Below are 14,705 nucleotides of genomic sequence, written 5' to 3'. Positions count from 1 at the left end.
GGAGCCGCCTGATGTCCGACTTCGTACCGGGACTAGAGGGAGTCGTCGCCTTCGAGACGGAGATCGCCGAACCGGACAAGGAAGGCGGCGCGCTCCGATACCGCGGGGTCGACATCGAGGACCTCGTCGGCCATGTGTCCTTCGGCAACGTCTGGGGTCTGCTGGTGGACGGGGCGTTCAACCCCGGTCTGCCGCCCGCCGAGCCGTTCCCGATCCCCGTCCACTCCGGTGACATCCGGGTCGACGTGCAGTCCGCGCTGGCGATGCTCGCCCCCGTGTGGGGCCTGAAACCGCTGCTGGACATCGACGAGGCGACCGCCCGCGACGATCTGGCGCGGGCCGCCGTGATGGCCCTGTCCTACGTCGCCCAGTCGGCACGCGGCCAGGGACGGCCGATGGTGCCGCAGAGCGAGATCGACAAGGCCGGCTCCGTGGTGGAACGGTTCATGATCCGTTGGCGCGGCGAGCCCGACCCCCAGCACGTCAAGGCCGTCGACGCGTACTGGACCTCGGCCGCCGAGCACGGAATGAACGCCTCCACGTTCACCGCCCGGGTCATCGCCTCCACCGGCGCCGATGTGGCCGCCGCGCTGTCCGGTGCGGTGGGCGCCATGTCGGGGCCGCTGCACGGCGGCGCGCCCTCCCGCGTCCTCGGCATGATCGAGGAGATCGAGCGCACCGGTGACGCGTCCGCGTACGTGAAGCAGGCCCTGGACCGCGGCGAGCGTCTGATGGGCTTCGGACACCGGGTGTACCGGGCCGAGGACCCCCGCGCCCGCGTCCTGCGCCGCACGGCCAGGGAGCTGGCCGCACCGCGCTTCGAGGTGGCGGAGGCCCTGGAGAAGGCCGCGCTGGAGGAGCTGCACGCGCGCCGCCCCGACCGGGTGCTGGCGACGAACGTGGAGTTCTGGGCGGCCATCGTGCTGGACTTCGCGGAGGTCCCGGCGCACATGTTCACGTCGATGTTCACCTGTGCCCGTACGGCGGGCTGGTCGGCGCACATCCTGGAGCAGAAGCGGACGGGCCGCCTGGTGCGCCCCTCGGCGACGTACATCGGCCCCGGCACCCGCAACCCGGCCGAGATCGCCGGTTTCGACCAGCTGGCGGACCTGGGGAACTGACCGCAGCGGCCCGGCGCGCCCGCTCCCCCTCAGCCCAGCGCCTCGTCCAGGACCGACGCCCACTGGGTCACCACGCGGTCGCGGCGGGTCGTGTCGTCGGTGAGGAGGTTGGCGAGGCCCAGGCCGCGGGCCATGTCGAGGAGGCCCTGGACCGTTTCGCGGACACCGGGGCGGGTCTCGTCGGCGTCCAGGAGTTCGACGGCGATGCGGTGGGTCTCACGGCCCACGCGGGCTTCGAGTTCGGTGACGCGGGGGCGCAGTTGCTCCTCGTTGGAGGCGGCGACCCAGAGGTGCAGCGCGGCCCGGAAGAGCGGGCCGGTGTACAGGTCGACCAGGGCCGCGACGACCTCGCTGCGGCCCTGGACGGGCAGGGCGCGCAGGGCGGCGGAGCGTTCCTCCGCGACGTACTCGACGGCTCCGGTGAACAGGTCCTCGCGGGTCGGGAAGTGGTGCTGGGCCGCGCCGCGCGAGACTCCGGCCCGTTCGGCGACGACGGAGACGGTGGAGCCCGCCCAGCCGTGTTCGGCGAGGCAGGCGACCGCCGCTTCCAGGAGCCGCTGCCGGGTGGCCCGACTGCGGTCCTGTTTGGGGGCGTTGGGGGTCTTGGGGGGTGTCACCACACCCATGCGGGGTCCCGTCGTTCGAGGAAGGCCGTCATCCCCTCCCGTGCCTCGGCGGAGGCGAAGAGCGCCGCCGAGCGGGCGATGAGGTCTTCGGCGTGCTGGTCGAAGCTCTTCAGAACCGTAGCCGTGAGCAGTTCCTTCGATGCCATCAGCCCCTGTGGCGAGGCCCTGCGCAGTCCGTCCAGTACCGGTACGAGCGCCTTGTCCACGTCCTCGGCCGCCAGGGTGACGAGCCCGGTCCGGGCGGCTTCGGTGGCGTCGAAGCGTTCTCCGGTGAGGTAGTAGCGGCTCGCGGCGGCCGGGTCCAGGCGCGGCCGCAGGGTGAGGGAGATGACGGCGGGGGCGAGGCCGAGCCGGGACTCGGTGAGCGCGAAGCTCGCGGCGGGACCGGCCACCGAGATGTCGCAGGCGGCCAGCAGGCCGAGGCCGCCGGCCCGGACGTGTCCGGTGACCCTGGCGACGACGGGTTTGGGCAGCGCGAGGACCCGCCGCATCAGGGCGACGAACGCCGCGGGGTCGGGCGGGGAGGTGAGGTCGGCGCCCGCGCAGAAGGTGTTGCCGGTGTGGGTGAGGACGACCGCGCGTACCGAGTCGTCGGCCGCGCAGGCGTCGAGCGCCGTGGAGAGCTCGGAGACGAGCCGCGCGGAGAGCGCGTTGCGGTTCGCCGGTGAGTCCAGGGCGAGGGTGGTGACACCCCGGTCGTGGGTGGGCTCGGAGAGGGCCCTGAGGGTCATGCGGACGTTCCCTTCTCACGGTCGCGCAGTTCGCGCCTGAGGATCTTCCCCGAGGTCGCGCGCGGTACGGCGGCGATGAACTCGGCCCGCCTGACCTTCTTGTACGGGGCGACGCGCTCGGCGACGTACGCCATGACGTCCTCGGCGGTCAGGGCCTCGGAGGCGGCGGACGCCCCGCGCACCAGGTACGCCTTGGGGACCTCGTTGCCCTCCTCGTCGTACACCCCGATGACGGCCGCGTCCGCGAGGTGTTCGTGGCCGATCAGCAGGGCCTCCAGTTCGGCGGGGGCGACCTGGTAGCCCTTGTACTTGATGAGTTCCTTGACCCGGTCGACCACGAACAGCCAGCCGTCGGCGTCGATGCGGCCGATGTCGCCGGTGTGCACCCAGCCGTCCGCGTCGATCATCTCGGCGGTGGCCTCGGGGCGGCCGAGGTAGCCCTTCATCACCTGCGGGCCCCGGATGAGGATCTCGCCGTCCGTGCCGGTGTCCGCGTCCTCGCCGGGGTCCTCCAGCGACACGATCCGCATCTCGGTGCTGGGCAGCAGCTTCCCGACCGCGCCGGGCGGCGGGTGCTCGGCGGAGAGCGGCACGACATGGGTGCCGGGCGACAGTTCCGTCATCCCGTACGCCTGGCGGACGGGCAGTCCCAGGCGCGCGGCGCAGGCGGAGGCGAGCGTGGCGTCCAGCGGGGCCGCGGCGCTGATGAGGTATTCGAGCGACGACAGGTCGTACTGGTCCACAGCGGGGTGTTTGGCCAATGCCAGGACGATCGGCGGGGCCACGAACAGGCCGGTGATCCGGTGCTTCTCGATCACGGAGAGGAACTGCGCGAGGTCGAAGCGGGGCAGCACGACGACGGTGGAACCGCAGCGCAGCGGGGCGTTCATCAGGGCGGTGAGGCCATATATGTGGAAGAACGGAAGCACGGCCAGGATGCGGTCTCCGGGGCCGGTGGGGACGAAGGGCTTCAGCTGCTCCAGGTTGGTCGCGATGGAGCGGTGCGTGAGCATGACGCCCTTGGGGGTGCCGGTGGTGCCCGAGGAGTACGGGAGGGCGGCCACGTCCTCGGCGGGGTCGAACGTGATCTGCGGTTCGGGGGCGGTGGAGGCGGCCATGTCCTGTACGGAGCGGTGGCCCTCGGCCCGGTCGCAGACGAAGATCTCCTGGATGCCGCCGACGAGTTCGGCGGCGCGGCGGGCGGATTCGAGGAGCGGGGACACGGTGACGATCCAGCGGGCCCCGGAGTCGCTGAGCTGCTTGGCGAACTCCTCGGCCGTGGCGAGCGGGTGGACCGTGGTGACGGAGGCTCCGGCGCGCGTGGCCCCGTAGAAGACGGCGGGGTAGGCGATCGTGTTGGGGCTGTGCAGGGCCAGCACGTCGCCCTTATGGAGTCCGGCCTCGGCGAGGGCGGCGGCGATCCGCCGGTGGAAGCCGTCGAGCTGGGCGTAGGTGAGGGTGGCGCCGTTCGTCCCGTCGATGAGGGCGACGGTGTCACCGAACTCGGCGGCCCTCCCGAGGACCGCTTCGTGGATGGGTGTGTCGAGGGCCTGGACATCTGCGTACTCGCTGCGGAACACCATGGCAGTCCCCTGTTGTCGCGGTGTGGCCGGACCGGCGCCCCTGCCGGTGGCGAGGGCGAGGGGCGCCGTGCGGATGTGGTGGGTCGGGTGGGTCGGGAGTCAGAATCGCCCCTGACGGCGGGGGTTGGGGAGACCTGGGACCGAACACCTTCTCCGGTGGGGGCCCGTCAGTACGACTTGGGCAGTCCCAGCGACTGGTGGGAGACGTAGTTCAGGATCATCTCGCGGCTGACCGGGGCGATCCGGGCCACCCGGGAGGCCGTGATCAGCGAGGCGAGCCCGTACTCACGGGTGAGGCCGTTGCCGCCGAGGGTGTGGACGGCCTGGTCGACGGCCTTCACGCACGCCTCACCGGCCGCGTACTTGGCCATGTTGGCGGCCTCGCCCGCTGCGACGTCGTCGCCGGCGTCGCAGAGCCCGGCGGCCTTCTGCATCATCAGCCGGGCCAGTTCCAGCTCGATGTGGGCGATGGCGAGCGGGTGCGCGATGGCCTGGTGGGAGCCGATGGGGGCCTTCCACACCTGGCGGGTTCCGGCGTACTCGACGGCCCTGCCGAGCGCGTAGCGCCCCATGCCGATGGCGAACGCGGCGGTCATGACGCGCTCGGGGTTCAGTCCGGCGAACAGCTGGAGCAGCCCGGCGTCCTCGTCCCCGACCAGCGCGTCGGCGGGCAGCCGTACGTCGTCCAGGACCAGCTCGAACTGCTTCTCCGGCGCCTGGAGCTCCATGTCGATCTGCGAGCGCCCGAAGCCGGGGGCCTCGCGCGGCACGATGAAGAGGCAGGGCTTGAGCGTGCCGGACCTGGCGTCCTCGGTGCGGCCGACGATCAGGGTGGCGTCGGCGATGTCGACGCCGGAGACGAAGACCTTGCGGCCGGTGAGCAGCCAGTCGGCGTCGGGTCCCGTGCCGTCGCGGCGGGCGGTGGTGGTGATGCGGTGCGAGTTGGAACCGGCGTCCGGCTCGGTGATGCCGAAGGCCATGGTGAGCGTGCCGTCGGCGAGACCGGGGAGCCACTGCCGCTTCTGTGCCTCGGTGCCGAAACGGGCGATGACGGTGCCGCAGATCGCGGGCGAGACGACCATCATCAGGAGCGGGGAGCCCATTGCGCCCAACTCCTCCAGGACTATGGAGAGTTCGGCCATGCCGCCGCCACCGCCGCCGTACTCCTCGGGCAGGTTCACCCCGAGGTAGCCGAGCTTGGCGGCCTCGGCCCACAGCTCGCGGGGGTGGGCGCCCTCGCGTATCACGGAGGTCATGTAGTCGCGCCCGTAGCGCTTTCCGAGGGAGGCGACGGCGGCGCGCAGCGCCCGGTGCTCTTCGGTTTCGAGGACGGTGCTCATACGTTCTCCTCCGGTGCGGCGGGTTCGGTGACGACGGCGAGCAGGGCTCCGACCTCGACCTGGAGGCCGGGGGCGGCGTGCAGTGCGGTGAGGGTGCCGGTGGCGGGGGCGAGGATGCGGTGCTCCATCTTCATCGCCTCCAGCCAGATCAGCGGCTGTCCGGCCTCGACGGCGGCGCCCCGCGCCAGTCCGTCCGCGAGGCGCACGACGGTGCCGGGCATCGGGGCGAGCAGCGAGCCGGGTTCGCTCTGTGCGCTCGGGTCGGTGAAGCGGGGCAGGGCGGTGAAGGTGTACGAGCCGCCGGCTCCGTCCACGTACACCCGGTCGTGGTGGACGGCGATGTCGAAGTGGCGGGTGACGCCGTCGGTTTCGAGGGTGACGCGGTCGGGGCGGACGGCGAGGACCCGGACGCCGGGGGCGTCGTGCGGGACCGGTCCGCCCCGTGCGGTGCGGTAGGCGACCTCGTGTTCGGTGCCGTCGGGTTCGCCCCGGTAGCGCTTGGTCTGTGGCTGCGAGGTGACGTTGCGCCAGGCGCCGAAGCGGGCGGGGCCCGGTCCGGTGCCGGGCCGGGATTCGGGTCCGGTGCCGGGTCCGGGTCCGGCGTGCACGGCCTGGGCCAGGGCGGCGGCGAGGGCGGCGGCACGGGTCCGGTCGGCGTCGGCCGGGGCGGTGAGGTCCGCCAGGTGCCGGTCGTAGAAGCCGGTGTCCACGCGGGCCGCGACGAAGTCCGGGTGGCGCAGGGACCGTACGAGCAGATCGCGGTTGGTGACCGGGCCGTGGATGCGGGCGCGCTCCAGGGCGCGGGCGAGCAGGCGCACGGCTTCGGTGCGGGTGGGCGCGTGGGCGATGACCTTGGCGAGCATCGGGTCGTAGTGCACGCCGATGGTGTCGCCACCGGTGTACCCGGTGTCCAGGCGGAGTCCGGGCTCGTCCGGCACCGCGAGCGTGAGCAGTGCTCCGGTCTGTGGCTGCCAGTCACGCGCGGGGTCCTCGGCATAGAGCCGGGCCTCGACGGCGTGCCCCTCCGGCTGCGGCGGGCCGGCGGCGGGCAGCGGCTCCCCCTCCGCGATCCGCAGTTGCAGCGCGACCAGGTCGAGCCCGAACACCGCTTCCGTCACCGGGTGTTCGACCTGGAGCCGGGTGTTCATCTCCAGGAAGTACGGGCGGCCCCCGGCCGAGAGCAGGAACTCGACGGTGCCCGCCCCCGTGTATCCGACCGCCCGCGCGGCGGCGACGGCCGACTCGTGCAGCCGGGCCCGCACCGTGTCGTCCAGACCGGGCGCGGGGGCCTCCTCGATGACCTTCTGGTGGCGGCGCTGGAGCGAGCAGTCCCGCGTCCCGAGCGCCCAGACGGTGCCGTGCCCGTCCGCCATGACCTGGACCTCGACATGCCGGCCGCGCTCCACGTACGGCTCGGCGAACACCTCCCCGTCCCCGAAGGCCGCCGCCGCCTCGGCGGACGCGGCCGTCAACTCGGCTTCCAGTGCGTCCAGCTCCCGGACGACCCGCATACCGCGCCCGCCCCCGCCCGACGCGGCCTTCAGCAGCAGCGGCAGATCGGCGGCGGTCACGCTCCCGGTGTCCAGGGGCGCCAGCAACGGGACCCCGGCGGCCCCCATCAGCTCCTTGGCGCGGGTCTTGGACGCCATCAGCTCGATGGCCTTGACCGGCGGCCCGACCCAGCGCAGCCCGGCGTCCTGGACGGCGGCGGCGAAGGCGGCGTTCTCGGAGAGGAAGCCGTACCCGGGGTGCACCGCGTCGGCGCCCGCCGCCAGCGCGGCGGCCACCACCAGATCGCCGCGCAGATACGTGTCCGACGGTGCGGCCCCCGGCAGCCGCACGGCGAGGTCGGCCTCGCGGACGTGCAGGGCGTCCGCGTCGGCGTCCGAGTACACGGCGACGCCGGTGATGCCCAGGGCGCGGCAGGTGCGGAAGATCCGGCAGGCGATCTCGCCCCGGTTGGCGACGAGCAGAGTGGTGATCATCTGGGGCCTCACATCCGGAATATGCCGAAGCCGCCACGGACGCCCTCGACCGGTGCGGTATGGATCGCGGACAGGCACATCCCGAGGACGGTCCTGGTGTCGCGCGGGTCGATGACCCCGTCGTCGTACAGCCGCCCGGAGAGGAACATCGGCAGCGACTCCGACTCGATCTGCTGCTCCACCATGGCGCGCAGTCCGGCGTCGGCCTCGTCGTCGTACGGCAGCCCCTTCGCGGCGGCGGAGGCGCGGGCGACGATCGACAGGACGCCCGCCAGCTGCTGGGGTCCCATGACGGCCGACTTGCTGCCGGGCCAGGCGAAGAGGAAGCGCGGGTCGTAGGCACGGCCGCACATGCCGTAGTGCCCGGCCCCGTAGGAGGCGCCCATCAGCACGGACAGATGCGGGACCTTCGAGTTCGCCACCGCGTTGATCATCATCGCCCCGTGCTTGATGATGCCGCCCTGCTCGTACTCCTTGCCGACCATGTAGCCGGTGGTGTTGTGCAGGAAGAGGAGCGGGATATCGCGCTGGTTGGCGAGCTGGATGAACTGGGCGGCCTTCTGCGACTCCTCGCTGAACAGCACGCCCTGCGCGTTGGCGAGGATGCCGACGGGATAGCCGTGCAGCGTGGCCCACCCGGTGACCAGGCTGGTCCCGTACAGCGGCTTGAACGCGTCGAAGTCCGAGCCGTCCACGATCCGGGCGATGACCTCGCGCGGGTCGAACGGCACCTTCAGGTCCCCCGGCACGATCCCGATCAGCTCGTCCTCGTCGTACGCGGGCGGCTCGGCGGGAGCCGGATCGGGGTGCGCCTTGCGCCAGTTGAGCCGGGCGACGATGCGGCGGGCCTGCCGCAGCGCGTCGTGCTCGTCCACGGCGTAGTGATCGGCGAGCCCGGACGTACGGGCGTGCATCTCGGCGCCGCCGAGCGATTCGTCGTCGCTCTCCTCGCCGGTGGCCATCTTCACCAGCGGTGGCCCGCCGAGGAAGACCTTGGACTGCTCCTTGATCATGACGGTGTGGTCGGACATGCCGGGGACGTACGCGCCTCCGGCCGTCGAGTTCCCGAAGACGACGGCGACGGTCGGGATTCCGGCGGCGGAGAGCCGGGTGATGTCGCGGAACAGCGCCCCGCCGGGGATGAAGATCTCCTTCTGGGACGGCAGGTCCGCGCCCCCCGACTCCACCAGGCTGATGCAGGGCAGCCGGTTGGCGAAGGCGATCTCGTTGGCGCGCAGGGCCTTCTTCAGCGTCCAGGGGTTCGACGCGCCGCCGCGCACGGTCGGGTCGTTCGCGGTGATCAGGCACTCGACGCCCGACACCACCCCGATCCCGGTGACCAGCGAGGCTCCCACCGCGAAGTCACTGCCCCAGGCGGCCAGCGGCGACAGCTCCAGGAACGGGGTGTCCGGGTCGAGGAGCAGCTCGATGCGCTCCCGGGCCAGGAGCTTGCCGCGCTTGCGGTGCCGTGCGAGGTACTTCTCGCCGCCGCCCGCGAGGGCCTTGGCGTGCTCGGTGTCCAGCTCGGCGAGCTTGGCGAGCATGGCCTCGCGGTTGGCGGCGTATTCGGGGCCGGCGGTGTCGAGCCCGGTGGGCAGGACGGTCATGCGGTCACCTCCGGGGCGGGGGCGGGCTCGTTTGCGGCTGCGGGGGCGGGCTCGGTTCCGGCTGCGGTCCCGGTCTCGGCTGCGGACTCATGGGCGCGGAGAAGGGCTTCGGGGATCGGGAGGCACCGGGACCGCAGCCACTCCCCCACCGCCTTGGCCTGCGGGTCGAAGCGGGCCTGCGCGGCCACGCCCTCGCCCAGCAGACCCCGGACGGTGAAGTTCAGGGCGCGCAGGTGCGGCAGGACATGGCGTACGACGGTGAGCCGGGCGGTCTCCGGGAGCAGCTCCCGGAACCGTTCGACGGTCAGCTCATGGGCGAGCCAGCGCCACGCGTCGTCGGTGCGCACCCAGACACCGACGTTGGCGTCGCCGCCCTTGTCCCCGCTGCGGGCGCCCGCGACCCACCCGAGGGGGGCGCTGCGGGTGGGGCCCGGCTCCAGGGGCTCGGGAAGCTCCGGGGCGTCCGCGAGATCGTCCGGTACGCGGGTGACGGGGGCGGGCGGCACGGCTTCCCGCGCCCCGTCCGGCAGCACGGCGATGTGCGGGACGTCCCCGGCCGGTACGTACAGGGCCTCGAACACTCCGTAGGGCGCGCCCTTTCCGGGCGGGGCGGTGACATGGAAGCCGGGGTAGCTGCCGAGTGCCAGCTCCACGGCGGCGCCGGAGACGGCCCGCCCGACGGTGGCGGCGTCCTGGTCGCGCACGACGAGCCGGAGCAGTGCGCTGGCGGTCTCCTCGGTGGGCGCGTCCGGCCGGTCGGTACGGGCCAGCTCCCAGCGCACCTCGGCCGGCCGGCGTCCGCCCCGGTCCAGGGCGTCCTCGAACTGCTCCCGCACGAGCCGTGCCTTGGCCTCGATGTCGAGGCCGGTGAGCACGAAGACGACCTCGTTGCGCCAGCCGCCGAGCCGGTTGAGCCCGGCCTTGAGCGTGGGCGGCGGGGCCTCGCCCCGTACCCCGTGGACCCGGACCCGGTCCGGCCCGTCCTGGGTGAGCCGTACGGTGTCGAGCCGGGCGGTGACGTCGGGCCCGGCGTACCGGGCGCCCCCGGTCTCGTAAAGGAGTTGCGCGGTCACCGTGCCGATGTCGACGACGCCGCCCGTACCTTCGTGCTTGGTGATGACGGACGATCCGTCGGCGTGGATCTCGGCGAGCGGGAAGCCGGGGCGGCGCACGTCGTGCTCGCCGAAGAAGGCGTAGTTGCCGCCGGTTGCCTGGGTGCCGCACTCCAGGACGTGCCCGGCGACGACGGCTCCGGCGAGCGCGTCGAGGTCGTCCGGTCCCCAGCCGAAGTGGGCGGCGGCGGGTCCGGTGACGAGGGCGGCGTCGGTGACCCGCCCGGTGACGACGACATCGGCCCCGGCGCGCAGACAGGCGGCGATGCCCGCGCCGCCGAGGTAGGCGTTGGCGGTGAGGAATCCTTCGGGCACGGGCAGGCTGTCGCCCTCGACATGGGCGACGCGCACGGGCACACCCACCTTGTCGGCCAACTCCCGTACGGCGGCGGCCAGTCCGGCGGGGTTGAGCCCCCCGGCGTTGGCGACGATCTTCACGCCGCGCTCGTGGGCGAGTCCGAGCCCTTCTTCGAGCTGGCGCAGGAAGGTGGTGGCGTATCCGCGCCGCGGGTCCTTCAGGCGGGCGCGCCCGAGGATGAGCATGGTCAGTTCGGCGAGATAGTCGCCGGTGAGGACGTCGAGGGGGCCACCGGTGAGCATGTCGCGTACGGCGTCGAAGCGGTCGCCGTAGAACCCGGAGGCGTTGCCGATCCGCAGGGGTCCGGACCGCGCGGGGCGTATCGGTGGGGGCTGCATCAGTGGCCCTTCCGGGGTGATCGTCCGGTTCCCGCCGGTCCCGCGAACGCCTGGGCGATGTCCAGCCACTGGCCGGCGTCGGGCCCGGTGGCGGTGACGGCGAGGTCGTCGCGGTGGGCGCGCTGGGTGACCAGGAGACAGAAGTCCAGCAGCGGCCCGGTGATGCGCTGCGGGGCACCCTCGGGCCCGTACGCGATCAACTCACCCTCGGGTGAGGTCAGTTCCACCCGGAACTCGCTCTCCGGCGGCTTGATCCCCCGTACCGCGTAGGCGTAGTCACGGGCCCGGACCCCGATCCGCGCCACGTGCCGCAGCCGGGCGGTCGGGGTGCGGGTGACGCCGAGGGCGTCGGCGATGTCCTGCCCGTGCGCCCAGGTCTCCATGATCCGGGCGGTGGCCATCGACGCGACACCCATGGGCGGCCCGTACCAGGGGAAACGGCTCCCGGCGGGGGCGGCGCGCAGCACCTCCTGGAGCCGTTGCCGTCCCGCCCGCCATCGCGCGAGCAGCGCGTCCGGGCCATGGGCGGCCACCAGCTCCCCGGCCGCCTCGTCGACGAAGGAGTCCGGGCGCTCCAGCGCCTTCGCCACCTCGTCGGCGAACCGGTCCGGTTCGGTCGCGGCCACCAGCGCGACAGCGTCGGTCCAGCTGAGGTGGGCGATCTGATGGGCGACGGTCCACCCCTCGGCGGGCGTCGGAACGGCCCACCGCTCGGCGCTCAACCCGCTGACCAACCGGTCGAGTTCGCCGCTCTCCTCGCGCAGATCGTCGATCACGGCTACGGCGTCGAACACATGCGCCCCCTCGGACCGGGTGTGGTGCCCAGGAGCATGGCAGCGGGCGGGGAAACAATCAAGCACGCTTGCATGATTTTCCGATTTCCCCGCCCAGGTGTCCCCGGTGTCCGCCGACACGGTCCGGCGGCCGGGCCGCGTCGGCGAGGACATGCGGGGGACGACGTCACCGCCGCCACCCGCACGCACCGCCGTCCCTCGCAGGCGCACCGCCGTCCCCCGTACGCACACCGCCGTCCCCCTACGCGCGCCGACGCACCCCGCACGCGCTCAGAGCGTCAGACGCACCGTCCGTCCAGCCAGGACGCGAACTCCTTGGTCCAGGTGGTGGCCATCGGCACCGGGGTGGTCGGGAGCCCGTTCCGGGTCAGCCTGTCCAGCCAGGAGGCATGGTTGCCGGAGGCCGCCGGAGCGGGCTCGTCCCAGACGATGCCGTCGACCCAGTAGGGGCGGCTGTTGAACGCGGCGCCGAGACCGGCCGCCGCGATGCGCTTCTTGAGCTCCTCGTCCAGCTTGGGGTACCCGTCACTCGTGTAGATCATGATCTTCTGCTGGGAGAGGCGTTCCTTGATGGGATCGATGACTTCCTTCCACGCGGCCTCGCGGATCGACGCGTCGGTGTTGAGGAGGGACGGTTCGGTCTCACCCTTGAGCTCGACATAGGCGTCCATGTTCTGGGCCTTGGCGCTTTCGAGCCACTCGCGGAAGGTGTACACGGTCTCCCCCGCGTACGGGCCCCGGTCGATCGTGCGGCCCTTGAGCTGGTCGGCACCGGTGGCCCACCAGAGGTCCGTGATCTCCGCACTCGTGCCCGTCAGTCCCCTGGTCGTGGCGTTGTGCCACATCACGCCCTTGGTGCCGTCCCTGGTGAGCTGGAGGTCGGCCTCCACACCGCCCGCTCCCCAGCTCTTCTGCTGTGCGAGGCCCTTGGGATGGTTCGGCTGACGGATCTGGTCGCGCCCCCCGGTGTCCGCCCCGACGGGGTAGCCGCCGTGTCCGAAGATCGTCGGGCAGACGGGCAGCCCCTCCGAGTGGCGCTCGACCAGGTGCGCCCGGTCGAAGTTCCAGCCGGTGGGGTCCTCCCAGCCGTGCAGGTCGCCCTCAAGAATGCCGTCGGCCCCGGCGGTGAAGGTGATGGTCTTCACGGTCTTCACCCGCAGGTCGCTGTATCCGTAGAGAGCGGCGAGGTCGTCGCGGCCGTCACCGTTGTAGTCACCGGTGACGATCTTCATGCGGGCCCGCTCGTACCAGCCCGCGAGCCTGTTCAGGATCTCGCGACGGTTGCCGAACGTGCCGTCGGCGCCGAGGCTGAAGGCGATCAGGGCATCGTGACCGTCGCTGTAGTCGTACCAGGCCGCGATGGAGTCGCGCCCGTCACCGTCGAAGTCACCGGAGTGCACGGTCGCCCGGCTGAACGTCCAGCCACTGGTGGCCTCCCAGCCGCGGACGACCTCGTTGAACCCGCCGTCGGGCCTGGTGATGAAGGACATCAGCGTCACGGTGCCGGAGGCGTAGCCGTACAGGGCACCGATGTCGTCACGGCCGTCACCGTTGTAGTCGCCGGTGGCGAACTTCATGCGCGCGACGTCCCATCCGTCGGCGGCGGTGCGCTCGAAGGACGAGAAGGGGGCGGCGAAACCGCCATCGGCGTTGGCGAGGAAGGTGAAGAGCTTGTCGTCGCCGTTGCTGTAGTCGTACCAAACGGCGAGGTCGTCACGGCCGTCACCGTTGAAGTCACCGGCCTCGGCGGTCATGGCGTCGAACCACCACATCTTGGGAGCCACGGACCAGGAGGAGAAGGGGGCGGCGAAGGTGCCGTCGCCCTTGCCGAGCCAGGTCCAGAGCTTGACGCTCCCGTCGTCGTAGCCGTAGAACGCGGCGACGTCACCCGTCCCGTCACCGTTGAAGTCACCGGTGAGGCGCTTCATGTGCTCGGCCCAGTAGTGGCCGGGGAGCCCCTCCCACCCCTTGCCGGGCTGGAGCAGGGCACCGTCCGCACCGGCGGGGAGGACGTGCAGGGCGTCCTTGCCGTCCGTCTGCCCTGCCACCTCGGCGTAGTCGTACCAGGCCGCCAGGTCGCTGCGGCCGTCGCCGTTGTAGTCGTGGCGGGCGGCGGTGCCGCTGGTCCACCGCGACGCGTCGGACGCGTCGTAGATGACGAGGTTGCCGCGGTCCTGGAGGACGGCCTCGCCGCCGGGAGCGGAGGTACCCGACTCCCACAGGACGGTGGTGGTGGCGTCGTCGTCGAGGACGCGGAGATTGCCGCTGTTCTCGAACCGGGCGGTGGCACCGGGGTTGCCCGCGGTGCCGGTGGACCACACCGTCGCCCCCGTGCCCGAGACGATGACGAGATTGCCGTCGGTCCGCATCGTCATCCGTACGCTCCCGGAGCGCACGCTCTCTCCGGGGGTGAGCGTGGTTCCGGCCGCGATCCGCGTCCCGTCGACGGCTTCACCGCCGCGCGGCGAGGCGGCAGGCGGCTCCACACCGGCCGGGCAGTTGTCGGCGCACACCCGGTCCGCGTCGGTGCCGCCGACGCCCGCGGTGGACTCGACGCCCACCTGGGGACCCTGTCTCGCCACGGCGCCCGCACTGCCGGTACCGGCGTGCAGACCGAGCAGAGCGCACACAACTGCGGCGCTTATTATGCCAAAAGGTTTCTTCATCCGGCTGTTCGTGCCCCTTGTCACTGGACGGGAGAACGCACCCGCGACCTGCGGGCGCACATCGCTCCGCCGTGAAGAGACCGCCCCCCGACCCTCGGTAGGGCATACGTTCGACCCGACAGAGCGCCGCTGATTAGACCACCGGCGCGCTGTCGTGAGCCAGCCTTTATGTCGCGGACCGGACGTGTCGGGCCGCCCTCCCACCGCCCGTTGACCGCTGCCGTCGTAGGTCGACTGCTGTGCGGCTCAAGGGCTGTGACATCGGCACATCCAACTCGCCGCGTGCGGTGGAGGAATGCGCGGGGACTCCCCCTGGCCACAGCGGCACTGCGTCAACCTCCTGACCGGCCCTGCCATCGGCCCGTATCCGGGCCGGTCGGAACGCCCGGCCCTGTGGACGATCCCGCAGGCGGGCGTCGACACGCTTCGCCGCACCCCGCACAG

10 protein-coding genes are annotated in these 14,705 nt (G+C 72.3%); 1 reads left to right on the top strand and 9 read right to left on the bottom strand.

Annotated elements, in window-relative coordinates:
• Nucleotides 1-11 precede the first annotated feature (11 nt).
• A complete protein-coding gene (locus OG251_RS23115) occupies nucleotides 12-1,121 on the top strand; it encodes a citrate synthase 2 (protein WP_326678949.1) in 1,110 nt (369 codons plus the stop codon).
• A gap of 29 nt (nucleotides 1,122-1,150) precedes the next feature.
• Here OG251_RS23115 and OG251_RS23110 read toward each other — a convergent pair whose 3' ends face one another.
• The 9 genes from OG251_RS23110 to OG251_RS23070 form a co-directional block, all read right to left on the bottom strand.
• Nucleotides 1,151-1,747 (bottom strand): TetR/AcrR family transcriptional regulator, encoded by a 597-nt coding sequence (locus OG251_RS23110; protein WP_326678948.1) that lies wholly within the window; start codon nucleotides 1,745-1,747, stop codon nucleotides 1,151-1,153.
• Nucleotides 1,735-2,478, bottom strand: coding sequence for an enoyl-CoA hydratase family protein (locus tag OG251_RS23105; protein WP_326678947.1), 744 nt, complete (start codon nucleotides 2,476-2,478; stop codon nucleotides 1,735-1,737). Before OG251_RS23105 ends, OG251_RS23110 begins: the two co-directional genes overlap by 13 nt.
• Entirely contained in the window at nucleotides 2,475-4,061 is a 1,587-nt protein-coding gene (locus tag OG251_RS23100; RefSeq protein WP_326678946.1) for a 4-coumarate--CoA ligase family protein, read from the bottom strand. The genes OG251_RS23105 and OG251_RS23100 overlap by 4 nt, the downstream gene beginning before the upstream one ends.
• A gap of 167 nt (nucleotides 4,062-4,228) precedes the next feature.
• Nucleotides 4,229-5,401: an acyl-CoA dehydrogenase family protein gene (locus OG251_RS23095; protein WP_326678945.1), complete on the bottom strand. Its 1,173-nt coding sequence runs from the start codon at nucleotides 5,399-5,401 to the stop codon at nucleotides 4,229-4,231.
• Nucleotides 5,398-7,386, bottom strand: coding sequence for an ATP-binding protein (locus tag OG251_RS23090; protein ID WP_326681375.1), 1,989 nt, complete (start codon nucleotides 7,384-7,386; stop codon nucleotides 5,398-5,400). The genes OG251_RS23095 and OG251_RS23090 overlap by 4 nt, the downstream gene beginning before the upstream one ends.
• An 8-nt stretch (nucleotides 7,387-7,394) precedes the next feature.
• Nucleotides 7,395-8,993: an acyl-CoA carboxylase subunit beta gene (locus OG251_RS23085; RefSeq protein ID WP_326678944.1), complete on the bottom strand. Its 1,599-nt coding sequence runs from the start codon at nucleotides 8,991-8,993 to the stop codon at nucleotides 7,395-7,397.
• Nucleotides 8,990-10,801 carry an acyclic terpene utilization AtuA family protein gene (locus OG251_RS23080; protein WP_326678943.1) on the bottom strand — a complete coding sequence of 604 codons (1,812 nt, stop codon included), beginning with the start codon at nucleotides 10,799-10,801 and terminating at the stop codon, nucleotides 8,990-8,992. Before OG251_RS23080 ends, OG251_RS23085 begins: the two co-directional genes overlap by 4 nt.
• A complete protein-coding gene (locus tag OG251_RS23075) occupies nucleotides 10,801-11,595 on the bottom strand; it encodes a TIGR03084 family metal-binding protein (RefSeq protein WP_326678942.1) in 795 nt (264 codons plus the stop codon). Before OG251_RS23075 ends, OG251_RS23080 begins: the two co-directional genes overlap by 1 nt.
• Before the next feature lie 278 nt (nucleotides 11,596-11,873).
• Nucleotides 11,874-14,261: an FG-GAP-like repeat-containing protein gene (locus OG251_RS23070; RefSeq protein ID WP_326678941.1), complete on the bottom strand. Its 2,388-nt coding sequence runs from the start codon at nucleotides 14,259-14,261 to the stop codon at nucleotides 11,874-11,876.
• Nucleotides 14,262-14,705: the final 444 nt, after the last annotated feature.

The organism is Streptomyces sp. NBC_01237, from assembly GCF_035917275.1.
Classification (GTDB): domain Bacteria; phylum Actinomycetota; class Actinomycetes; order Streptomycetales; family Streptomycetaceae; genus Streptomyces.
This window is presented reverse-complemented; position numbering and strand designations above follow the sequence as displayed.